This is a genomic window from Pseudomonas gingeri (assembly GCF_013385635.1).
Taxonomy (GTDB): domain Bacteria; phylum Pseudomonadota; class Gammaproteobacteria; order Pseudomonadales; family Pseudomonadaceae; genus Aquipseudomonas; species Aquipseudomonas gingeri_A.
This window is the reverse complement of sequence record NZ_JACAPR010000021.1, coordinates 195,397-218,776: the sequence shown is the minus strand read 5'-3', so window position 1 is coordinate 218,776 and position 23,380 is coordinate 195,397. Positions and strand designations below refer to the sequence as shown.

Below are 23,380 nucleotides of genomic sequence, written 5' to 3'. Positions count from 1 at the left end.
ACGCAGAGCGTCCAGAGAGGCGTTCCCACGCGGAGCGTGGGAACGATCGTGCGCGGAGCGTGGGAACGATCGTATCGCCGGCAAGCCGGCTCCCACAGGGATAGGCATTCCGATAGGGGGATTGGTTGCCCCAGAGGTGCTAAAGTCCTGCCTTCGTTTTGAATTCTCCAAGGAAGTCGGCATGCCGGACGCGACGTCACTCAACCCTGCCTTCATGGTTGTCCAGAGCAACAGCCCTGAGGAACTGCGCAGCCTGGTGATCAATGTGATGCGGCGTTACCCCCTGGCGCCCCTGGAGAATGAAATCGCCCTGGTCCAGAGCAATGGCATCGCCCAGTGGCTGAAACTGGCCCTGGCCGAAGATGCCGAGGACGACGACTCGGGAGGCTGCGGTATCGCCGCCGCCATCGATGTGCAACTGCCCGGCACCTTCATGTGGCAGCTCTACCGCATGGTCCTGGGCCGTGACGAAATCCCGGCCAAGTCGCTGCTCGACAAGGCGCCGCTGACCTGGCGGCTGATGCGCCTGCTGCCGGAACTGATCGATCAGCCGCACTTCGAACCCCTGCAACGCTTCCTCACCCACGACAGCGACCTGCGCAAGCGCTACCAACTGGCCGAACGCCTGGCCGACCTGTTCGACCAGTACCAGGTCTACCGCGCCGACTGGCTGGAAGACTGGGCCTCCGGCCGCCACCAACTGCGCAGCGGTCGCGGTGAAGCCAAACCACTGAGCCCGGCCAACTGCTGGCAGGCCGAACTCTGGCGCGCCTTGCTGCTGGATGTCGGCACCGAAGGCATGGCCCAGAGCCGCGCGGGTGTGCACCAGCGCTTTATCGAACGCATCAACGGCCTGACCGCGGCACCGCCGGGCCTGCCTTCACGGGTCATAGTCTTCGGTATTTCCTCATTGCCGGCCCAGGCCCTCGAAGCCCTCGCCGGCCTGGCACGTTTCAGCCAGGTGCTGCTCTGCGTACACAACCCGTGCCGCCACCACTGGACCGATATCGTCGCCGACAAGGACCTGCTGCGTAACGAATACAAACGCCAGTCGCGCAAAGCCGGCATGCCGCTGGCCCTCGATCCCGAGACCCTGCACCAGCACGCCCACCCGCTGCTGGCCGCCTGGGGCAAGCAGGGGCGCGACTACATCAACCTGCTCGACAGCTACGATGACCCGAACAGCTACCGCGCAGCCTTTCGCGACGGGCGTATCGACCTGTTCAGCGACAGCCTTCCCACTACCCTGCTGAACCAGTTGCAGGACGACATCCTCGAGCTGCGCCCCCTTGGCGAAACCCGCGCACGCTGGCCGGCCGTCGACCTCGGGCAGGACCACTCGATCCGCTTCGAGATCGCCCACAGCGCCCAGCGCGAAGTGGAAATTCTCCACGACCAGTTGCTCGCCCGCTTCAGCGCCAATCCCGAACTGCGCCCACGTGACGTGATTGTCATGGTTCCGGATATCGACAGCTACGCTCCACATATCCGCGCAGTCTTCGGCCAGCTCGAACGCAACGATCCACGCTTTATCCCGTTCACCCTGGCCGACCAGGGCCAGCGCGGTCGCGATCCCCTGCTGATCGCCGTCGAACACCTGTTGAAACTGCCCGACAGCCGCTTCCCGGTCAGCGAGATTCTCGACCTGCTGGACGTTCCCGCCTTGCGCGCCCGATTCAATATCGAAGAGCGCGACCTGCCGACCCTGCACCGTTGGATCGAAGGCGCCGGCATTCGCTGGGGGCTGAACGCCGAGCAACGGGCCGGTCTCGGCCTGCCCGGCGAACTGGAACAGAACAGCTGGCGTTTCGGCTCGCGACGCATGCTGCTGGGCTACGCGGTCGGCAGTGGCGACGGTTGCGAAGGCATCGAACCCTACGACGAGATTGGCGGCCTCGACGCCGCCTTGATCGGCCCGTTGATCGCGCTGCTCGATGCCCTGGAAATCGCCCACCAGGAACTCTCCGAACCGGCCCGCCCGCAACAGTGGGGCGAGCGCCTGCAAGCGCTGACCCAGTTGTTTTTCCTGGCCAGCACCGAGCACGACGACTACCTGCTGATCCAGCTCGAACAACTGCGCGCCACCTGGCTGGAAACCTGCGAAGCCGTCGACCTGCAGGAAGAGCTGCCGCTGACCGTGGTACGCGAAGCCTGGCTGGCCGGTCTCGATCAGGGCCGCCTGTCGCAGCGCTTCCTCGCCGGTGCGGTGAACTTCTGCACGCTGATGCCGATGCGTGCGATCCCCTTCAAGCTGGTCTGCCTGCTCGGCATGAACGACGGCGATTATCCGCGGGCCCAGCCACCGCTGGACTTCGACCTGATGGGCAGCGACTACCGTCCCGGCGATCGCTCGCGACGCGAAGATGACCGCTACCTGCTGCTCGAAGCCCTGCTCTCGGCCCGGGAACAGCTGTACATCAGTTGGGTCGGGCGCAGCATCCGCGATAACAGTGAGCGCCCGGCCTCGGTGCTGATCGGCCAACTGCGCGACCATATCGCCGGAGGCTGGCGACTGCCCGACGACGAGGATGGCGAACATCTATTGCACGCCCTGACCCAGGAACACCCGCTGCAGCCATTCAGCGCCCGCTATTTCCACGAAGGCGACAGCGGCCTGTTCAGCTATGCCCGGGAATGGCAGCAGTTGCACGAACTGCAAGGGGCGAGTCCGGCCATCGATGAGCTGGCGGCCTACCAGCAGGAAGAACCGCTGACCCTGGCGCAACTACAGGACTTCGTGCGCAACCCGGTGCGGCACTTTTTCAGCCAGCGTCTGAAAGTGTTCTTCGAGGCGGCCGAAGCCCCGCTGGCCGACGAAGAACCCTTTGTTCTCGATGCGCTGCAACGCTACAGCCTCAGCGACAGCCTGCTGGGCGCGGCCCTGATGCACGCGGACAATCCCGAAGAAGCGCTGCGCCAGCAGGCCCGGCGCCTGCAAGGCAGTGGCCTGTTGCCCATGGCCGGCTTCGGCGAGTTGCTGCAACACGAACTGATCGAACCGTTGCCCGACCTGCTGCAACGCTACCAGCAGTTGCTGACGCTGTGGCCGACCCCGGTGACCAGCGCCGTGCCGGTCAGCGTCGACGCCAGCGGCGTGCGTCTCGAAGGCTGGCTCGCCGGCTTGCACCAGCGCGGCGATGGCGGCTACCTCGCGGTCACCACCATTCCCAACAGCATCGGCTCGCTCAAGACGCGCAAATGGCATCGCCTGAGCAAACCCTGGGTCGAGCATCTGGTGGCCTGTGCCTGTGACCTGTCGATGACCACGGCGCTGGTCGCCAGTGACGACACCCTGCTGTTGCCGCCGTTCGCACCGTCCCAGGCCCGTGCCATTCTCGATGACCTGCTGCTGGCCTGGCAGGCCGGTATGCGTCGGCCGCTGCCGGTGGCGGTGAAGACTGCCTTCGCCTGGCTGTCCCAGCCGGATCCGCTCAAGGCCGACATGGCGGCACGCAAGGTCTATGACGGCGACGGTATCAACAGCGAGGGCGAGCGCCGTGAAAGCGCCGCCCTGGCCCGGCAGTTCGCCGACTATGACGCGCTGATCGCCAGCGAGGAATTCAGCGGCTGGTGCGACACCCTCTATCGACCGCTGCTCGAAGCGCCCTGGCGCTCCCTCGCGACCGAGGAGACACGCCCATGAGCGACATCAAGACGCCGCTGGCCCTGGCCTTTCCCCTGCGCGGCAGCCAACTGATCGAAGCCAGTGCCGGCACCGGCAAGACCTTTACCATCTCCGCGCTGTACCTGCGGCTGGTGCTCGGCCACGGCGGCGAAGCGGCCGGTTTCGGCCGTGAGCTGCTGCCACCGCAGATCCTCGTGGTGACCTTTACCGACGCCGCCACCAAGGAACTGCGCGACCGCATCCGCACGCGCCTGGCCGAGGCCGCGCGCTTCTTCCGTGCCGAAACGGACGCACCGGACGACCTGATCGCGCAATTACGCGCCGAATACAACGGCGAACAATGGCCCGCCTGCGCCAACCGCCTGGACATCGCCGCGCAATGGATGGACGAAGCGGCCGTGTCGACCATTCATGGCTGGTGCCAGCGCATGCTGCGCGAACATGCCTTCGACAGCGGCAGCCTGTTTACCCAGACCCTGGAAACCGACCACAGCGACCTGCTCGGCGAAGTGCTGCGCGATTACTGGCGGCTCTACTGCTACAAGATGCAGGGCGACGCGCTGAACTGGGTGCGGGCCAATTGGGGCGGCCCGGCGGCCTTGTTGCCCAGGGTCCGGGCCCTGTTCGGCAGCGACAGATCCGCCGGCGAACGACAGGACGATATCGAGCCCGCCGAGCTGATCGATGCGTGCCTGCGGGAGCGTCGCGAGGCCCTGGCGCAGCTCAAGGCACCGTGGAAGCAATGGGCCGCCGAACTGCGGGATATCTGCCTGCAAGGCGTGGCGAACAAGACCGTCGACGGTCGCAAGATGCAGGCGCGCTACTTCGAACCCTGGTTCGACAAACTCAGCGCCTGGGCCGCAGACGACACCCAGGAACAACTGGATATCGGCACCGGCTTCACGCGCCTGACCGCCGATGGCCTGGCCGAAGCCTGGAAGGGCGAAGCCCCGCGGCACCCCGGTCTCGACGCGATGCCCGGGCTGAAAGCCAGTCTCGATGCCTTGCCGACACCCGATGCGGCGGTGCTGGAACATGCCGCCCGTTGGGTCGGTGCACGTTTCGAGGAGGAGAAGCGCCGTCGTGCCGAAATGGGTTTCGACGACATGCTCCTGCGCCTTGACGCGGCCTTGCAGGCCGAGGGTGGCGAGCGTCTGGCGAGCCTGATCCGCGAGCAGTTCCCGGTGGCCCTGATCGACGAATTCCAGGACACCGACCCGGTGCAGTACCGCATCTTCGAAAGCATCTACCGCATCGAAGACAACAATCCCGATGGCGGCCTGTTCCTGATCGGCGACCCCAAGCAGGCGATCTACGCCTTCCGTGGCGCCGATATCTACACCTATCTGCGCGCCCGCCAGGCCACCAGTGGCCGCCTGCATACCCTGGGCACCAACTTCCGTTCCAGCCATGCCATGGTCGACTCGGTCAACCACGTCTTCGCGCGTGCCGAACTGCGTGAACAGGGCCGCGGTGCATTCCTGTTCCGCGACGGCGAGGAGAACCCGGTGCCGTTCCTGTCGGTGGCCTCCCAGGGCCGCAAGGAAGTGTTCGAGATCGATGGGCAGGCGCCGGCGGCGCTGAATCTCTGGCAGTTGTCCTCGGAGCAGCCGTTGTCCGGCGCGGTCTATCGCCAGCACCTGGCAGCGACCTGCGCCAGCGAAATCGTCGGCCTGCTCAATGGCGGACAACGGGGCCGCGTCGGCTTCAGCCGTGACGGCCAGCTCAAGGGCGTGCTGCCTTCCGATATCGCCATCCTCGTCCGTGACGGCAAGGAGGCCCAGGCGGTGCGTGGCCAGCTTGCCGCTCGTGGTGTGCGCAGTGTCTATCTGTCGGACAAGGATTCGGTGTTCGCCGCCCAGGAGGCCCACGACCTGCTGGCCTGGCTCAAGGCCTGCGCCGAGCCGGATGTCGAGCGTCCGCTGCGGGCGGCCCTGGCCTGTATCACCTTGAACCTGCCGCTGGCCGAGCTGGAGCGCCTGAACCAGGACGAACTGGCCTGGGAAGCGCGGGTCATGCAGTTCCGTGGTTACCGCACGCTGTGGCGCACCCAGGGCGTGCTGCCGATGCTGCGGCGCCTGCTCCATGACTTCCAGTTGCCCCAGGCACTGATCGCTCGCAGCGACGGCGAGCGGGTGCTGACCAACCTGTTGCACCTGTCCGAATTGCTGCAACAGGCGGCCGGCGAACTGGATGGCGAACAGGCGCTGATCCGTCACCTGAGCGAACACCTGGCGCTGTCCGGCCAGGCCGGCGAAGAACAGATCCTGCGCCTGGAAAGCGACGAGCAGTTGGTCAAGGTGGTGACCATCCACAAATCCAAGGGCCTGGAATACCCCTTGGTGTTCCTGCCCTTTATCTGTTCGGTCAAGCCGGTGGACGGCAGTCGCCTGCCGCTGCATTACCACGACAGCGAAGGCCGCGCGCAGGTCAGCCTCAAGCCCACCGCCGAACTGATCGCCCAGGCCGACGACGAGCGCCTGGCCGAGGACCTGCGCTTGCTCTACGTGGCCCTGACCCGGGCGCAGCACGCCTGCTGGCTGGGTGTCGCCGACTTGAAACGCGGCAACAACAACAGTTCGGTGTTGCACCTGTCGGCCCTCGGTTATCTGCTGGGTGGTGGCGCCATGCTGGGCGAGTCCACTGGTCTGGCGCGCTGGCTACAGGACTTGCAACAGGATTGCCCGACCCTGGCCTGCGAAGAGTTGCCCGCGCCCACCACGACGTTGTTCCAGCCTCCGCGTAACCAGGCGACCTTGCTCGAACCGCTGCTGCCCAAGCGTCGTGCCGCCGAGCACTGGTGGATCGCCTCCTACAGCGCCCTGCGGATCGGCGATCAGCTCAGCAGCGACAGCGACGAAGCACCGGAAAGCCCCCAGGCGCAGAAGCTCTTCGACGATGAGCGACTGGACCCGGACGCGCCCCGCGAAGTCGCCGCCAGCGGGGGGGATATCCATCGTTTCCCCCGTGGCCCGAACCCCGGCACCTTTCTCCACGGTCTGCTGGAATGGGCCGGTGATGAGCGCTTCACCGCCGACCGCGCGCTGATCGAAAAAGCCGTCGCGCCGCGCTGCAACCTGCGGGGCTGGAAGGGCTGGATCGAGACCCTCAGCGACTGGCTCGCGCACCTGCTGCAAGTGCCGTTGCGTCTCGGCAGCGACCAGTCGCCGGTGATCCTCGGCAACCTGGACAGCTATCAGGTCGAGATGGAATTCTGGTTCGCCAGCCACAAGGTCGACGTGCACCAGGTCGACGAACTGGTGCGTCGCCACACCCACGGCGGCGTGGCGCGGGCGGCGGCCGAGCCGGTGTTGCTCAACGGTATGTTCAAGGGCTTTATCGACCTGACCTTCGAACACCAGGGCCGCTATTACGTGGCCGACTACAAGTCCAACTGGCTGGGCGCCGACGATGCGGCCTACACCGAGCAGGCCATGGCCGCCTCTATCCTGGAGAACCGCTACGACCTGCAATACGTGCTCTATCTGCTGGCCCTGCATCGCCAGCTCAAGGTCCGTCTGCTCGATTATGACTACGACCGGCATATGGGCGGCGCTCTGTACCTGTTTCTGCGCGGCACCCGTTCGCCGAGCCAGGGTGCTTATTTCGCTCGACCGCCACGAGCTCTGATCGAACATCTGGACCTGTTGTTCCAGGGCAAGCCCGTACCGAAATCCGAGCCCGTCTGGGAGCAGGGGAGTCTGCTATGAAACGTTCCTTTGCCGAATTGCTGCCGACTGCGCTGAACGATGACAGCCTGGCCGAACTGGCGCCGCTGAGTCGCGCCGAAGACCTGCTGCTGTTGCTCGAACGCTGGCTCGAACGGGGCTGGGTGCGGGCACTGGACAAGGCCTTCGTGGCCTTTCTCCATGAGCTCGACCCGAGCGGCGATCCGCTGGTGCTGCTGGCGGCGGCCCTGACCAGCCACCAACTGGGTCACGGGCATGTCTGCCTGGACCTGTTCGAAACCCTCAAGGAGCCGGACTTCGCCCTGTCGCTGCCACCGGAAGGCGATGTGCAGAGCGGCGCGATGCTGCTGCCGTCGCAACTGCTGGTGGCTCTGGACGGTGACGCCTGGTGCCGGGCCTTGCAGGCCAGTTCGCTGGTGGCGCTGGCCGACGATCACCGCATCGAGGCTGGGCAGCGGCCGTTGGTCCTGAGTGGCCGGCGCCTGTACCTGCGACGGTACTGGGGTTATGAGCGACGCATCGACAACGCCTTGCGCCAGCGCCTCGCCGAACACGAAGCCAGCCCCGACGATCTGCCCCGGCGCCTGACCGAACTGTTCGGCGCGGCAGGGGCCGGCGAGCGCATCGACTGGCAGAAGCTGGCCTGCGCCCTGGCGACCCGGGGCGCCTTCAGCATCGTCACCGGCGGTCCCGGCACCGGCAAGACCACCACCGTGGTGCGCCTGCTGGCCTTGCTCCAGGCCCCGGCGGTGGAGGCCGGGAAACCACTGCGTATCCGTCTCGCCGCACCGACCGGCAAGGCCGCCGCGCGCCTGACCGAATCCATCAGTGCCCAGGTGCGCTCGTTGCGTATCGATGAGGCTGTGCGGGCACGGATCCCCAGCGAAGTGACCACGGTGCACCGTCTGCTCGGTAGTCGTCCCGGTACCCGGCACTTCCGCCATCACGCCGGCAATCGCCTGCCGCTGGATGTGCTGGTGGTGGACGAAGCCTCGATGATCGACCTGGAAATGATGGCCAATCTGCTGGATGCCCTGCCGATGCATGCGCGCCTGGTGCTGCTGGGTGACAAGGACCAGCTCGCCTCGGTGGAAGCCGGCGCGGTGCTCGGCGACCTGTGTCGCGACGCCGAAGAGGGCTGGTACAGCGCGCAGACCCGCGGCTGGCTGCAAGCGGTCAGCGGTGAGGACCTGAGCGCCAGCGGCTTGCGCGAAGACCTCGATCACGACCATCCGCTGGCCCAGCAAGTGGTGATGTTGCGTCACTCGCGGCGCTTTGGCGAAGGCAGCGGTATCGGCCAACTGTCGCGGCTGGTCAACCAGCAGGCGGCGGATGAAGCCCGCGCCCTGTTGGCGGCGGGCAGTCATGTCGACCTGTTCGCGCTGGCCCTCAAGGGCGAGCAGGACCGCCAGTTCGACAAGCTGGTGCTCGACGGCCAGGGCACCGAGCGCAAGGGTTATCGGCACTACCTCGGGGTGATGCGCAGCCAGCGCCCGGCGGCGGGCGTCGATCTTGACGATCCAGGTTGGTCGGACTGGGCCCGTGCCGTGTTGCAATCCTTCGACGAGTTCCAGTTGCTTTGTGCCGTGCGCAAGGGCCCCTGGGGTGTCGAGGGGCTGAACCAGCGCATTACCGCGGCGCTGTTCGCCAACCGCCTGATCGACAGCGACCAGCACTGGTACGAAGGTCGGCCGGTGCTGATGACCCGCAATGACTATGGCCTGGGCCTGATGAACGGCGATATCGGCATCGCCCTGCGCCTGCCGGAACGCGACGGACCGGCGGCGGGCGAGCAGGTGCTGCGCGTGGCGTTTCCGCGTAACGATGGCCAGGGCGGGGTGCGGTTTGTCCTGCCGAGCCGCTTGAACGATGTGGAAACCGTCTACGCCATGACCGTGCACAAGTCCCAGGGCTCGGAATTCGCCCATACCGCGCTGATCCTGCCGGAGGTGCTGAACCCGGTGCTGACCAAGGAACTGATCTACACCGGGATCACCCGGGCCAAGGATTGGTTCAGCCTGATCGAGCCACGCGGCGGCGTGTTCGAAGAGGCGGTGCGGCGCAAGGTCAAGCGGTTGAGCGGGTTGATGCTGGCGTTGGGATAGCCGTTCGGGGGCGGCTCGGGCATTGTGGGAGCCGGCTTGCCGGCGATGGGGGCCGAAAGCTCTGCAGCGACTATTCGATCGCCATCGCTGGCAAGCCAGCTCCTGCAGGGGACCGTGTTCGCTTCAGTTGAGCTGCGCCGCTACCTCCTTCGCGGCTGCTTCTATCCCCATGAACCGCCGTACTCGCTCGCCTCGATGCTCTTCACGAATCGCCCAGGGGCTGGCATCCAGTTGCACCACGCCGTTCTCCATGAAGATCACCCGGTCGGAAATCGACATCGCGAAATCCATCTCATGGGTGACGATCAGCATGGTCATGCCTTCGTCGGCCAGGTCGCGAATCACTTTCAGCACATCGCCCACCAACTCCGGGTCCAGTGCCGAGGTCGGTTCGTCGAACAGCATCACTTCCGGCTCCATCGCCAGCGCCCGGGCGATCGCCACTCGTTGCTGCTGTCCGCCGGACAACTGATGCGGGTATTTGTGGGCATGGGCGAGCAGGCCGACCTTGTCTAGCAGCGCCAGGGCCCGCTGCTCGCTCGGCGCGCGGGCAGCGCCGTGGTAACGCGGGGCCAGGGTGATGTTGTCGAGAATGCTGCGGTGCGGGAACAGGTTGAAGTTCTGGAACACCATGCCGATGCGTCGCACACCCCGGCGAACCTGCGGACTGTTGGGGTGGTCGGCGGCGCTGATAAAGCTTTCGCCGAACAGTACGATCTCGCCCTGGTCGATGCTTTCCAGGCCGTTGATGGTACGGATCAGCGAAGTCTTGCCCGAGCCGGACGGGCCGATGATCGACAGCACCTGGCCGCTGCCCACGTTCAGGTCGATGCCCTTGAGCACTTCATGGTCGCCGTAGCGCTTGTGGATATTCTGCAGTTGCAGCGCCGGCGCGGCACCGGCGACGGCCTTGGTCCGGGCCGTCGTCGTCAGCGGCGGCAAGCGCGCCCTCAGGCTGGCAGCGGCGCTGTCGACCAGGGTCTGCGGTTTGCGCTGGCTGAGGTCGAGATGCTGCTCCAGGCGCTGCAACAGCCAGCCGAACAGACTGACGATCAGCACGTAGTACACCGCCACCGCGCCGAGGGTTTCCATCACCAGGAAGTTCTGCGCGTAGAGGCGCTGGCCGACCGTGAGGATCTCGGTCAGGGAGATCACCGAGATCAGCGACGTCAGCTTCACCACCGTGATGTATTCGTTGATCAGCGTCGGCAGCGAGATACGGAAGGCCTGGGGAATCACGATCAGCCGTTGCAACCCGAGCAGGCCGACACCCAGGGCGCGACCGGCTTCCTTCTGACCCTTGGCGACCGAGATCAGCCCGCCGCGATGAATCTCGGCCATATAGGCCGCTTCGGTGACCACCAGGGCGAACAACCCGGAATAAAACGGGTTCGACAGTACACGACCGGTGAACGGAAACAGCTGTGGCAGGTTGTAGACGAACACCACCAGCACCAGCAGCGGGATACTGCGGAAAAACCAGATATACACCGCTGCCGGCAGACGCAACCACGTCGCGCTCGAGAGCTTGGCCGAGGCCAGGACAAAGCCCAGCAGCATGCCGATGAACCAGGCCAGGGCGCTGAGCTCGACCACCGTGACACAGGCCTGCCAGAAGGCCGGCATCGAGAACAGCGAAAAGAAATAGGGCCAATCGAATTGCATGGGAACCTCGGTGTGGCTGTATCGCAGGTTGCGGGGGATCCTTTGCATCCGCTATCCCTGTAGGAGCCGGCTTGCCGGCGATGAGGCCCTCGAGCCTTGCATCGCCTGACCGGTCGCTATCGCCGGCAAGCCGGCTCCCACAGTGAGCGCGTACGAATCGATCGTTCCCACGCTCCGCGTGGGCATGCAGCCCGTGACGCCCCGCGTCACAAGCGCCGACGCGAGCGCCCGGCGAGGCATTCCCTTGTCGCGCGCGGGAACGATCAGGGCGGTTGTTACTCCGCCGCCTCCAGGCTGTATTTGCTCAGGATCGCCGCATACTCGCCGCTCTTCTTCGTTTCCTCGAACGCCTTGAGCAAGGCCTGGTACACCGCGTCATTGCCCTTCTTCACGAAGATCCCGAGGGTCTGCTGGTAGATCGGATGCTCGGTGGTCACCACCACCCGGCCCTTGGTCCGCTCGGCAATCATCTTCGCCGCGCCGGCGATCTCCACCTGCGCCTGGATATTGCTCGACAGCAGCGCCTGGGTGACTTCCGGCGCCGACGGATACTCACTGACCGTGATCGCGCCCTTGCCCTTGGGCACACAGTAATCGGTGGACAGCTTCTGGAACTGCGCGACCCAGGTCGTGCCTTGCTCCAGCCCGACCTTCAGCCCGCAGAGGTCTTCCGGGGTGGTCGGTTTCAGCGCGCTGTCCTTGGGCACCATGATCGCCGCGCCGGTCTTGGCATAGGCAATCGTCATGGCCTGGGTCTGGCGCTCGGGCGTGATGTACATGCCGGAAATGATCGCGTCGAACTTCCCGGCATTGAGGCCCATGATCAGGCTCGGGAACTTGGTGTCGATAAATTCCGCCTTGCTGTCCAGGTGCTTGGCCAGGGCATGGGACAGCTCCGGATCGGAACCGACCACGTTCTTCTCGGCGTCATAGGATTCGAACGGCGGGTAAGTGATTTCCATGCCGACTTTCAACTGGCCGGGCGTGGCGGTCGCGGCGAAAGCGCTGCCGGCGCAGAGCAGGCCGGTGGCGATCAGGGTCAGGCGAGAGAAGTGCTTGAGCATATGCGGTAACTCCAGGATGAGAAGGTAAGCGGCAGGTTCAGGAAGGCTGCGCCTGGTTTTTCAGATGACCGAAACTCGACGGCTTGCGGGCTTTTTCCGGCAGGGCGATCTCGCCGTTCTCCACGCGTCTGCGCAGGTACTGGTAGGTCTGCAGGGCCTGGCCATACATGTGCTCGCCAATGGCGATCTGTTCGTACTCCTGGCCGGCACGGGCGAAGCTGGGCAGCGGCTGGATCAGGGTGTGGAAATCGCAGGCGTAGAACAGCGGGAAGGAATAGCGCTCCTCACTCACGGTGCGCACGCGGTGAGCAGTGGCGACAAAGGTACCGGCGGTCATCACTTCGAGCATGTCGCCGATGTTCACCACGAACGCGCCGGGAAGCGGCGGCGCGTCGATCCACTGGCCCAGGTCGTTCATCACCTCCAGGCCGGGCTTGTCGGCCAGCAGGATGGTGAAGCACTCGTAGTCGGTGTGGGCACCGATGCCGGGAGCGTCCTGGGCGGCATCGTCGAACGGGTAGTGGATCAGCCGCAGCTTCGACGGCGGCCGGGTGACCAGGCTGTCGAAGGTGTTTTCCTCCAGTCCCAGGGCCAGTGCGAAACCGCCGAACAGCTTGCGCCCGAGGGCGAAGACGGCGGCATAGTAGGCCTGCACGGCCTCCTTGAATCCCGGCAGCAACGGCCACTCGTTCGGACCCAGCAGGGGCGTGCCGGCCAATACCAGCGGATCGTCCGCTGGCACTTCGAAACCGATATCGAAGGCTTCCTTGTGGTCCGGTTTGCCCTTGGCGTACACCTCTTCGCCCTCGGGCACGAAACCCTTGTGGCTCTGCGACGTGCCGATGTAATGCTGCATCTTGGCTGCGAGCGGCTGGGCGAAGTAGTCCTTCGCCGCCTGGCGCAGGTTGGCGATCAGTCGCGGATCGATGCCGTGCTCGGTGATGTAGAGGAAGCCGACCTCGCTGGCGGCGGCGCCCAGTTGCTCGGCGACCGCCAGGCGATGTTCCAGCTCGATGCTGAACAGCCCGGCGATATTCACCACCGGAATGCTCTTGAAGTTGGCTTGGGCCGGACTGTTATGGCTGTTCTCAGGCATGACGCAAACACCTCACGGGTGGGTTGATTGGCTGAAGCGGTCGAAGTGTTCGCGCTCGGTCCTTGCCATCCAGACGTTCAGCGACCACAGGTCGGCGACCGGGACATTGGTGAAGGGCAGGTGATGCAGGTAGCCGTCGGCGCCGAACTCCGGGGTCAGGGTACTGACGGCATAGCCGCGGGCCTGCTGGGCACGCCAGATGCTTTCCCAGTGGGCCTGGTGGAAGGCCAGTTCGCGGGCATGCTCCGGGGCGCCGGGGTGTGGCACCTGCGGGCCCTGGTCGTAGCCGACCCGGGCCTGGATATGGTGGACACGCTCGACAAACGGGCTCAGGTCATCGGCGGGATCGTCCAGCAGGCGTTCGCAGGTGACGATCCAGTGGCTGATATCGCTGGTGAAGCGCAGGTCGGGCAATTGTCGGATCAGTTCGAGGGTCAGCCAGGGATTGAACAGCGAGCGCGAGCGGTGGGTTTCGAAGCAGCAGGTCAGCCCCGACTGGCCAGCCAGGGCCATGGCGGCGCCGAAGAACTCCACCTGCTGCGCCAGGGGCCAGCGGTCGTTGCCGGCCAGCACATTGACGAAACGCGGCTCCAGCTCGGCGGCCCAGGCGAGTTTCTGTTCGAGGTCGCGCAGGTGTTCGGCGGGCGGTGCGGATTGCTCGGGGAGCACATCGTAGGCGGTGAAGACCGTGCTGATATAGTCCAGTCGATTGGCCCGCAGGAAGGCGGCGAACTCGGCGCGTTCCCGGGCCTGCAGCGGCAGGCGCGCCTCCATGCCGTCGAAGCCGGCGCCCAGCAACTCGTCGAGGGCCTGGGCCTTGCTCGCGGTATAGCCCCAGAGGGTGCGGAAAATCTCCAGTTTCATCGGTGAACCTCAACCAAACCTTGAGCTGCTCGAAGCACGCCACGGCACAAGGCCAGGGCGGGCGGTTACGGCAGTAGCAAAAGGTTTCGTCGAGCCGGCGCTCTGTGGAGCCGGTCTCACCGCAGGGCGGGGAGGGTTCAATCACGCTGGGGTCGATCTTAGGCAGCCACGGGCGAGGAGAAGAATAGGAAACCTCAAATCGTTACTTCAGCTATTCATGAACTATTAGCCTGCTATCTACTGCCCCGGTTTGACGCTGGCGAGCGAGCGATATGCTATCGTTGCGGCATTATTCCTACGTAGTTTCAAGAGAATCCCTGCATGAACGTGGCTGTCTGGATGACAGGACGGTGGTTTGGCTGGAGGCAGCTCGGGCTGTCCGCCGTGCTCTGTTTGTTCACGCACTTGAGTATTGCCCAGGACGCCGTCCCGTCTGGCGCCGCCGACCAGCGCGCCCAGGCCGTCACCCAGGTGGTGCTCGGCATCCTCAGTTATGCACGCTGGCCGGTCGAGCCCCCACAACTGCGCTTGTGCATCATCGGTCCCACCGAATACACCGACGACCTGGTCAAGGGCACGACCCAGGCCACCGGTCGGCCGGTGCTGGTGCAGCGCCTGCTGGCCGACAGCACGGCCGTCGCCAGCGCCTGTGACGCGGTGTATATCGGCAAGCTCACCAGCGACGAACGCGGCCGCCTGTTCAATGCCCTCAACGGCCATGCCGTGCTGAGCATCAGCGAAGGCGGCGATCAATGCACCGTCGGCAGCCTGTTCTGCCTGCGCGTGGCGGACAACCAGGTGTCGTTCGAGGTCAACCTGGACTCGGTGGCCCGCAGCGGTGTGCGCATCCACCCCAGCGTCCTGCAACTGTCACGCCGCCGGGCCGTCCAGCCATGATCGGCCTGCACAAGCCGGAAAGCCGTCGCAGCCTGCGCTCGGTACTGGGGCGTGGGCACCTGATGGCCGCGCTGGCGGCGGTCGGGCTGGTCAGCGTGTCCCTGACCTTTCTCGGCGTGCTGGCGCTACGGGTCTATGCCGACCACAACCTGCACCTGATCGCCCGCTCCATCAGCTACACCGTCGAAGCGGCGGTGGTGTTCAACGACAGCAGCGCGGCCAATGAGGCCCTGGCGGTGATCGCCGAGACCGAGGAAGTGGCCGATGCCCAGGTGTTCACGGCCAACGGCCAGTTACTGGCGCGTTGGCAGCGTCCGGAAACCGGCCTGCTTTCGCACCTGGAAATGCAATTGGCGCGCACGCTGCTCGAACAGCCCATCGATCTGCCGATCCTGCACCAGGACCGCGAGGTCGGCAGCGTCCGCCTGACCGGCCATGGCGGCAGCCTGCTGCGTTTCCTGCTCAGCGGTCTGGCGGGGATCCTGGTCTGCAGCGTGCTGGCCGCCTGGCTGGGCCTGTACCTGGCCCGTCGGCTGTTGCGCGGCATCATCGGGCCGCTGCGCAGCCTGGCCGAAGTGGCCCATGCGGCCCGTAGCGAGCGGGCCTTCGACCGCCGCGTACCGCCGGCGGAGATCGCCGAGCTGGATAACCTCGGCACCGACTTCAATGCCTTGCTCGACGAACTGGAAGCCTGGCAGACCCATATCCAGAACGAAAACGAATCCCTCGCCCACCAGGCCAGCCACGACAGCCTGACCGGCCTGCCCAACCGGGCGTTTTTCGAGGGCCGCCTGATGCGCGCGCTGCGCAACGGCGCCAAGCAGGGCGAGCGGGTCGGCGTGCTGTTTCTCGACAGCGACCGCTTCAAGGAAATCAACGACAACTTCGGCCATGCGGCGGGCGACGCGGTGCTGGTGGCCGTGGCCACGCGGGTGCGTGCACAACTGCGCGAGGACGATCTGGTGGCGCGCCTGGGCGGTGACGAATTCGCCGTGCTGCTGACGCCGCTGCACAAGATCGAAGACGCCGAGCGCATTGCCGACAAGATCATCGCCAGCATGGAAATGCCGATTGCCGTGCCCGGTCAGGCCCAGGTCGTGACCTCCCTCAGTATCGGCATCGCCGTCTACCCCGATCATGGGGTCACGCCCGGCACCTTGCTCAACGCCGCCGATGCCGCGATGTACCAAGCCAAGCGCCTTTCCCGAGGCGGTCAACACACGGCGGAGTCGGAGCACTCCGTAGCCTCTGTTCAGATCAGGAGTTGAACCCTTGTACACCTTGACCCAGCGTTCCCTGCGATTCTTCAGCGTCGTCCTGTTCATGGCATTGCTGGCCCTGGCCGGCTGCCAGACCGCCCCGCAAAAAGGCCTGAGCCCGGCGCAGATCGCCGTGCTCAAGCAACAGGGTTTTGAGTTGACGGACGAGGGCTGGGCCTTCGGCCTGTCGGGCAAGGTGTTGTTCGGCAGTGACCTGGAAGTGCTGAACAAGGAAAGCCATGACATCGTCGAGCGCATCGCCAAGGCGCTGCTCGGTGTGGATATCCAGCGTGTGCGGGTCGACGGTCACACCGATGCGTCGGGCAAGGAGGCCTACAACGAACAACTCTCGGTGCGGCGCGCCAACAGCGTGGCGACGGTGCTGGAGCAGACCGGCATGAAGAAGGAAAACATCGAGATCCGCGGGCTCGGCAGCCGCGAGCCGGTGGCTCCCAACGATACGGTCGCCGGTCGTACGGAGAACCGCCGGGTGTCGATCGTGGTGATCGCCGACTGAGTATCCTGCGCCCGACAATCCAGACACATTATGAAATAACATACGCCGCTCTTTCTCGAGCTGTCCCCATGCGGGTATAAGTGATGGCCCTGCCAGGCAGGGGCGTCGACTGAGAGGAAGTTTGAATGGCAACTGTTCAATGGGTCAGTCGGGCAGCCTTGATCCCGTCCGTGTTATGGGACACCTGTTTCAACCATGTGGAAGGGCGCTGGTGGTACGAAGCGCTGGAGGCCAGTGGCCTCGATGACCAGTTCGAATTCGCCTACGCGCTGGTCGAGCGCGACGGCCAGCCCATCGGCCTGGCGCCGACCTTTATCATGGACGTACCGATGGAACTGGTGGTGCCGCCGCTGATCGCCCGGTTGATGCGGGTGATCCCGGCGTTGCGTTATCAGCGCACCCTGTTCGTCGGTTCGCCCTGTTCGGACGAAGGCGCCGTCGGCGTGATGCCCGGTTATTCGCTTGGCGATATCCTGTTGCCGCTGCAAGATGCGCTGACCCGTCGTGGCCGGGAGAAAAAGGTCGCGATGACGGTCTGGAAAGATTTTGGCGAGGCCGAGAAGCCGGCGCTCGAAGCCCTCAGCCAGGCCCGCCGGCTGTTTCCCATGGTCAGCTTTCCCGGCACGGCGGTGGAACTGGCGGCGGGCGGTTTCGAGGGCTACCTCAAGGGGCTCAAGAGCCGCCACCGTTATCGCCTGAAAAAGAAACTCAAGGACGGCCTGTCCCACGGCGCCCATGAGGTGCGCGTGCTGCAGCAGCCGGACGAGCAGACCCTGGACACGGTGTTCGCGCTGTTCCAGCAGACCTATGAAAAGGGCAAGACCAAGTTCGAGCGTTTGAATATCGAGTTCTTTCGCCAGATCGCCGCCAAGCCCCAGTCCCACTTCATCCTGATGACCGATGCGCACAGCGGCAAGCTGGTAGCGTTCATGTTGTGCTTCCTGGTGGGCGACAAGGCCATCAACAAATTCATCGGCATCGACTATGCCGTGGGCATGCAGTCGCACCTTTACTTCCAGCTGTGGGAACAGGCGGTGAAGTGGGCCTGCAGCGTCGGCGCCACCCGCCTGGAAAGCGGCCAGACCGGCTACAGCGCCAAACGCGAGGTCGGCCACCAGTTGGTACCGCTGGACTGCTACTGCCGGCACCGTAATCCGCTGCTGCACCGCGTGTTCGGCGCGGTGGCCAAGGGCATCAACTGGCAGAACCTCGACCCGGACCTGCGGCAGATGGCTGAAGCTGAATAGCACCGCGACCTGTGGGAGCGGGCTTGCCCGCGAAAGCGGCGGCGTGGCTGGCATCGTCATCGCTGGCAAGCCAGCTCCTACCAGGTTAGTCACGATCGTTCCCACGCTCCGCGTGGGAATGCAGCCCGTGACGCTCTGCGTCACAAGAGCGGACGCAGCGCGTCCCGTGAGGCATTCCTTTGCTGCGCCTGGGAACGATCAGCCGTCACCGTAATGGCACCTGTTTCAGGGTGTAAAAGTGGCAGCTATGCGGCAGATCGCTGGACTATAGTTCGGCAGTCATCGACGAATCGGTGACCGGTCTTAGCCGACTGAAACTATTACGAAACGCAGAAGCGCCCTATGATACTGGCGCTTTTTGCTGTCTGGCTTTTTGTCATGGCGGCTGTGCGTGGGACACCCTCGGGTGTGCCGGGTTTCGTAATAGTCCCGGTCGGCTAACCCGCGTACAGCTGCCACCTTCGTTTGTTTAGCCGCAGATGTTGGTGACTCCATAACTATTACGGAGTTACACCATGACCAATTTCCGCCCGCTACAAAGCAATCTCACCCAAGTCCCCGTGCTCTACCTCAACCTCGACGCCCCGGTGCGCGATCTCTACGAGCTGGCCGTACAACGCATCAAGGCGGCTCGCGACCTGAGCCACAGCCTGACCTGCATGAGCATCGGCAATACCTGTGACCGTGACCTCTATCACTTCGCCGGCGCGGCCTATCTGCTGTTGCAGGACGGTTGTGACGCCCTGGATGCGTTGCAGCGGCGGATCCCCGATCCCCAGCCCGACGCGTTGCGGGCCTGATTGGGTACACCCCAAAACGCTGAAAACGCCACCTGACTTGTAGGAGCCGGGCTTGCCCGCGAAGCTTTTAGCGATCTCAAGGGCCCCTTCGCGGCGATGCTGCGCCCCGACAAGCCCCGCTCCTACAAGGAGCCGCGCCCGGCCTTGCTGAGCGCCAGGCCTCAATGCGTGTTGTCGGTATCCGGCCTCCAGAATTCCTTGGGTTTAACGATATTCGTGAGCGTTTGTGGATCGCCATTGCGCTGTTTCGTGGAAACACCGCGCATTTATTTTTTTGATGTCCAGTGGTTATCGACGGGGCTGAATAAATCCCGCTGCGGTGGTTCTGCACCAGCGAACTGCCAAGGGCTACACACACATCATCAAACGGACTATAGTGTATGTACAAAAGTAAATACAGGATGTCCCATGCATTTTGAATAGGACGAGATCAAGAACCAGGCCAACATCCGTAAGCACGGCATTGACTTCAACGACGTGCCGGATATTTTCCAGCATCCAATGCTGGCCTTGCGCGATGATCGAACGGATTACGGTGAGGAGCGCTGGATCAGCATTGGATGGATCAAGATATTGCTTGGCGTGGTCGTCTATACCGAACGGCGGGGCGATGCGATCCGTATTATCTCTGCCCGAAAAGCTACCAAGCAGGAGGCCAAATACTATGCCGAAAGAATCGAAAACTGACTGGAGGCGCCTGGACAAGCTGAGCGACCAGGAAATCGATACCAGCGAAATTCCCGAACTGGGCGAAGACTTCTTCCGCCGCGCCGAATTGCGTGTGCCGGTGAAGCGGGCGGTCACCATCCGTCTGGACGCTGATGTGCTGGAGTGGTTCAAGGGCCAAGGTACCGGCTACCAGACGCGTATCAACCAGCTACTGCGCCAATATATGCAGGCTCATCAGAGCCGATAGGGCTAGCGCCCCACACTCGCCCTCAATCGTGAAACACCATGCTCCGCGTCTCCCCCATCAACAGCGCCTGGTTGCGCTCCGTCACTTCGCGGATGTAATCCCACAGCAGGGTAATCCGCTTCAACTTGCGCAAGTCCTCCCGGCAGTACATCCAGAACTGCCGGGTGATGTTCACCTCATCGGGCAGCACGGGCAGCAGGTTCGGGTCCTGGGCCGCGAGGAAGCACGGCAGGATCGCCAGCGCGCGGCCCTGCTGCGCGGCGACGAACTGGGCTATCACGCTGGTGCTGCGCAGATTGGCGGTGGCGCTGGGCAGGACGTTCGCCAGGTACAGCAGCTCGTTGCTGAAGGCAAGGTCGTCGACATAACTGACAAACCGATGCCGGCCCAGGTCGCTGGCACGGCGGATCGCCGGGTGCTGGTCGAGGTATTCGCGGGTCGCGTACAGCTGCAGGCGGTAATCGCACAGCTTGCAGCAGACATAAGGCCCGTGCTCCGGGCGCTCCAGGGCGATGACGATATCCGCTTCGCGCTTGGACAGGCTGATGAAGTGCGGCAACGGCAGGATATCCACGGAGATCGCCGGGTAGGCCTCGACGAAATGACTCAACTGCGGGGTGATGAAGAAGCTGCCGAAGCCTTCCGTGCAGCCCATGCGCACATGCCCCGAAAGCGCCACCCCAGACCCGGAAACCTGCTCGCAGGCCATGTGCAGGGTGCTTTCGATGGACTCGGCATAACCCAGCAGGCGCTGGCCTTCGGCGGTCAGGACAAAGCCGTTGGTCCGCGATTTCTCGAACAACAAGGTGCCCAGCGCCGCTTCCAGCGAACTGATGCGCCGCGACACCGTGGTGTAGTCCACCGCCAGGCGCTTGGCCGCGCTGCTGGCCTTGCGGGTACGAGCGACCTCAAGGAAAAACTTCAGGTCGTCCCAGTTCAATGAACCTAAAGACGTGATGTTTTTTTGCATGTTGGTCCGGTTTTTATGTGCGTTCTTATTAGAAGAATGCACATCTATACTCCAAAAACAGTCCAGTCACCATGCTCGGGCGCTGCCTCGCCCGCCCCGGACACGTCGCCCAGGATTCGCCCCTACAATAATTCAGGAGACTTCCATGAACGTTTCTCTCAAGTCCGACGCCACCCTCAAGACCGCCAGGTTGCTGATCGACGGCGAGTGGGTCGAATCCAAGACCAGTGAATGGCATGACATCGTCAATCCGGCTACCCAGGAAGTCCTGGCCAAGGTCCCGTTCGCCACCGCCGATGAAGTCGACGCCGCCATCGCCGCCGCACAGCGCGCCTTCCAGACCTGGAAACTGACCCCGATCGGCGCCCGCATGCGCATCATGCTCAAGTTGCAGGCGCTGATCCGCGAACATTCCAAGCGCATCGCCGTGGTCCTCAGCGCCGAGCAGGGCAAGACCATCGCCGACGCCGAGGGCGATATCTTCCGTGGCCTGGAAGTGGTGGAGCACGCCTGTTCCATCGGCACCCTGCAAATGGGCGAGTTCGCCGAAAACGTCGCCGGCGGTGTCGACACCTACACCCTGCGCCAGCCCATCGGTGTCTGCGCCGGGATCACCCCGTTCAACTTCCCGGCGATGATTCCGCTGTGGATGTTCCCCATGGCAATCGCCTGCGGCAACACCTTCGTGCTCAAGCCGTCCGAGCAGGACCCGCTGTCGACGCTGCTGCTGGTGGAGCTGGCGCTGGAAGCCGGGGTACCGCCGGGCGTGCTCAACGTGGTGCACGGCGGCAAGGAAGTGGTGGATGCGCTGTGCACCCACAAGGACATCAAGGCGGTGTCCTTTGTCGGTTCGACCGCGGTCGGCACCCATGTCTATGACCTCGCCGGTCGTCACGGCAAGCGCGTGCAGTCGATGATGGGCGCGAAGAACCATGCGGTGGTGCTGCCCGATGCCAACCGAGAACAGACCCTCAACGCCCTGGTCGGCGCCGGCTTCGGCGCGGCCGGGCAACGCTGCATGGCCACCTCGGTGGTGGTGCTGGTGGGCGCGGCCAAGCAATGGCTGCCGGACCTCAAGGCCCTGGCGCAGAAACTCAAGGTCAATGCCGGCAGCGAGCCGGGCACCGATGTCGGCCCGCTGATTTCCAAACGGGCCAAGGAGCGTGTGCTGGGCCTGATCGAAAGCGGTATCAAGGAAGGCGCCAGGCTCGAACTGGACGGTCGCGACATCCAGGTGCCGGGCTTCGAGCACGGCAACTTCGTCGGCCCGACCCTGTTCTCCGGGGTGAGCACCGACATGCAGATCTACACCCAGGAAATCTTCGGCCCGGTGCTGGTGGTGCTGGAGGTCGACACCCTCGACGAGGCGATTGCCCTGGTCAACGCCAACCCTTTCGGCAACGGCACCGGCCTGTTCACCCAGAGCGGCGCGTCGGCGCGCAAGTTCCAGAGCGAAATCGACATCGGCCAGGTGGGCATCAATATCCCGATCCCGGTGCCGGTACCGTTCTTCAGCTTCACCGGTTCGCGCGGTTCCAAGCTCGGCGACCTCGGCCCTTACGGCAAGCAGGTGGTGCAGTTCTACACTCAGACCAAGACCGTCACCAGTCGCTGGTTCGACGATGACAGCGTCAACCACGGTGTGAACACCACCATCAACCTGCGCTGAGGAGGAACGGGCCATGAAGATCGCATTTATCGGACTGGGCAACATGGGCGCGCCGATGGCACGCAACCTGATCAAGGCCGGGCACAGCCTGAAACTGTTCGACCTGAACAAGACCGTGCTGGAAGAGCTGGCGGCCCTCGGCGGGACGATCAGCGCATCGCCGAAAGCCGCGGCCCAGGGCTGCGAACTGGTGATCACCATGCTGCCGGCCGCTGCCCATGTGCGCAGTGTGTGGCTGGGCGAGGACGGTGTCCTGGCCGGGATCGCCAGTGGCGTACCGGCGGTGGATTGCAGCACCATCGACCCGCAGACCGCCAAGGATGTCGCCGCCGCCGCCGCGAAACAGGGCGTGGCCATGGCCGATGCGCCAGTGTCCGGCGGTACCGGCGGTGCCGCGGCCGGGACCCTGACCTTCATGGTCGGCGCCTCCGCTGAACTGTTCGCCACCCTGCAGCCGGTGCTGGCGCAGATGGGCCGTAATATCGTCCATTGCGGCGAAGTCGGTACCGGGCAGATCGCCAAGATCTGCAACAATCTGCTGCTGGGTATTTCCATGGTCGGCGTCAGCGAAGCCATGGCCCTCGGTGCGGCGCTGGGGATCGACACCCAGGTGCTGGCCGGCGTGATCAACAGCTCCACCGGGCGCTGCTGGAGTTCCGACACCTACAACCCGTGGCCGGGGATCATCGAGACAGCGCCGGCTTCCCGGGGTTATACCGGTGGTTTCGGTGCCGAGCTGATGCTCAAGGACCTGGGGCTTGCCACCGAGGCCGCCCGCCAGGCCCACCAGCCGGTGGTGCTCGGGGCCGTGGCGCAACAGCTGTACCAGGCCATGAGCCTGCGCGGTGAAGGCGGCAAGGACTTCTCGGCGATCATCAACAGCTATCGCAAACCCGAATAAGGGGTTTTTCCGGGGGCTCGCGTCGGGCGGGCCCCCGGTTTTTTCCGTGTATGGAATAAACGCCGCGTTCAAACGTTAACTGCTCAACACCCGACA

Annotated in this window: 17 protein-coding genes; 12 read left to right on the top strand and 5 right to left on the bottom strand. The window is 64.4% G+C overall.

Annotation, left to right across the window (positions count from 1 at the left end):
- Nucleotides 1-181 precede the first annotated feature (181 nt).
- From recC to recD, 3 genes are read left to right on the top strand one after another with little or no spacing between them, the layout of a single operon-like run.
- Entirely contained in the window at nt 182-3,643 is a 3,462-nt protein-coding gene (recC, locus tag HX851_RS25315) for an exodeoxyribonuclease V subunit gamma (protein ID WP_177065507.1), read from the top strand.
- The gene (recB, locus tag HX851_RS25310) at nt 3,640-7,335 is read left to right on the top strand and encodes an exodeoxyribonuclease V subunit beta (protein ID WP_177065505.1); all 3,696 of its coding nucleotides are present in this window, start codon (nt 3,640-3,642) and stop codon (nt 7,333-7,335) included. The genes recC and recB overlap by 4 nt, the downstream gene beginning before the upstream one ends.
- Nucleotides 7,332-9,419, top strand: coding sequence for an exodeoxyribonuclease V subunit alpha (gene recD / locus HX851_RS25305; RefSeq protein ID WP_177065503.1), 2,088 nt, complete (start codon nt 7,332-7,334; stop codon nt 9,417-9,419). Before recB ends, recD begins: the two co-directional genes overlap by 4 nt.
- Nucleotides 9,420-9,542: 123 nt before the next feature.
- Here the strand turns inward: recD and HX851_RS25300 are convergent, their stop codons facing one another.
- The 4 genes from HX851_RS25300 to HX851_RS25285 form a co-directional block, all read right to left on the bottom strand.
- Nucleotides 9,543-11,084 carry an amino acid ABC transporter permease/ATP-binding protein gene (locus HX851_RS25300; RefSeq protein WP_177059500.1) on the bottom strand — a complete coding sequence of 514 codons (1,542 nt, stop codon included), beginning with the start codon at nt 11,082-11,084 and terminating at the stop codon, nt 9,543-9,545.
- Between the two features lie 275 nt (nt 11,085-11,359).
- On the bottom strand, nt 11,360-12,148 hold the full coding sequence (locus tag HX851_RS25295; RefSeq protein WP_177065501.1) for an ABC transporter substrate-binding protein: 789 nt from the start codon (nt 12,146-12,148) through the stop codon (nt 11,360-11,362).
- Nucleotides 12,149-12,185: 37 nt separating this feature from the next.
- Nucleotides 12,186-13,244, bottom strand: a complete 1,059-nt coding sequence (locus tag HX851_RS25290; protein ID WP_177059496.1) for an isopenicillin N synthase family dioxygenase — start codon at nt 13,242-13,244, stop codon at nt 12,186-12,188.
- 12 nt (nt 13,245-13,256) lie between these two features.
- The gene (locus HX851_RS25285) at nt 13,257-14,108 is read right to left on the bottom strand and encodes a sugar phosphate isomerase/epimerase family protein (RefSeq protein ID WP_177065499.1); all 852 of its coding nucleotides are present in this window, start codon (nt 14,106-14,108) and stop codon (nt 13,257-13,259) included.
- Between the two features lie 321 nt (nt 14,109-14,429).
- Between HX851_RS25285 and yfiR the strand changes: the two genes are divergently transcribed.
- The 7 genes from yfiR to HX851_RS25250 all read left to right on the top strand — a co-directional run bounded on the left by yfiR (nt 14,430) and on the right by HX851_RS25250 (nt 19,744).
- Nucleotides 14,430-15,005, top strand: a complete 576-nt coding sequence (yfiR, locus tag HX851_RS25280) for a regulatory sequestration protein YfiR (protein WP_177059492.1) — start codon at nt 14,430-14,432, stop codon at nt 15,003-15,005.
- Nucleotides 15,002-16,273 carry a diguanylate cyclase DgcN/YfiN gene (dgcN, locus tag HX851_RS25275; protein WP_177059489.1) on the top strand — a complete coding sequence of 424 codons (1,272 nt, stop codon included), beginning with the start codon at nt 15,002-15,004 and terminating at the stop codon, nt 16,271-16,273. Before yfiR ends, dgcN begins: the two co-directional genes overlap by 4 nt.
- A 4-nt stretch (nt 16,274-16,277) precedes the next feature.
- Nucleotides 16,278-16,781 carry an outer membrane lipoprotein YfiB gene (yfiB, locus tag HX851_RS25270; RefSeq protein ID WP_177059479.1) on the top strand — a complete coding sequence of 168 codons (504 nt, stop codon included), beginning with the start codon at nt 16,278-16,280 and terminating at the stop codon, nt 16,779-16,781.
- Nucleotides 16,782-16,906: 125 nt separating this feature from the next.
- The gene (locus tag HX851_RS25265) at nt 16,907-18,028 is read left to right on the top strand and encodes a GNAT family N-acetyltransferase (protein WP_177059477.1); all 1,122 of its coding nucleotides are present in this window, start codon (nt 16,907-16,909) and stop codon (nt 18,026-18,028) included.
- Nucleotides 18,029-18,543: 515 nt separating this feature from the next.
- The gene (locus tag HX851_RS25260; RefSeq protein WP_017126684.1) at nt 18,544-18,828 is read left to right on the top strand and encodes a hypothetical protein; all 285 of its coding nucleotides are present in this window, start codon (nt 18,544-18,546) and stop codon (nt 18,826-18,828) included.
- 429 nt (nt 18,829-19,257) lie between these two features.
- Nucleotides 19,258-19,515 carry a BrnT family toxin gene (locus HX851_RS25255; RefSeq protein WP_369680903.1) on the top strand — a complete coding sequence of 86 codons (258 nt, stop codon included), beginning with the start codon at nt 19,258-19,260 and terminating at the stop codon, nt 19,513-19,515.
- Entirely contained in the window at nt 19,493-19,744 is a 252-nt protein-coding gene (locus tag HX851_RS25250; protein WP_177065497.1) for a BrnA antitoxin family protein, read from the top strand. Before HX851_RS25255 ends, HX851_RS25250 begins: the two co-directional genes overlap by 23 nt.
- 22 nt (nt 19,745-19,766) lie before the next feature.
- Here the strand turns inward: HX851_RS25250 and HX851_RS25245 are convergent, their stop codons facing one another.
- Nucleotides 19,767-20,714, bottom strand: a complete 948-nt coding sequence (locus HX851_RS25245) for a LysR family transcriptional regulator (protein WP_017126687.1) — start codon at nt 20,712-20,714, stop codon at nt 19,767-19,769.
- Between the two features lie 145 nt (nt 20,715-20,859).
- Between HX851_RS25245 and HX851_RS25240 the strand changes: the two genes are divergently transcribed.
- Entirely contained in the window at nt 20,860-22,383 is a 1,524-nt protein-coding gene (locus HX851_RS25240) for a CoA-acylating methylmalonate-semialdehyde dehydrogenase (protein ID WP_177059471.1), read from the top strand.
- Nucleotides 22,384-22,396: 13 nt separating this feature from the next.
- A complete protein-coding gene (mmsB, locus tag HX851_RS25235) occupies nt 22,397-23,284 on the top strand; it encodes a 3-hydroxyisobutyrate dehydrogenase (protein WP_177065495.1) in 888 nt (295 codons plus the stop codon).
- The last annotated feature ends 96 nt before the right edge of the window (nt 23,285-23,380 follow it).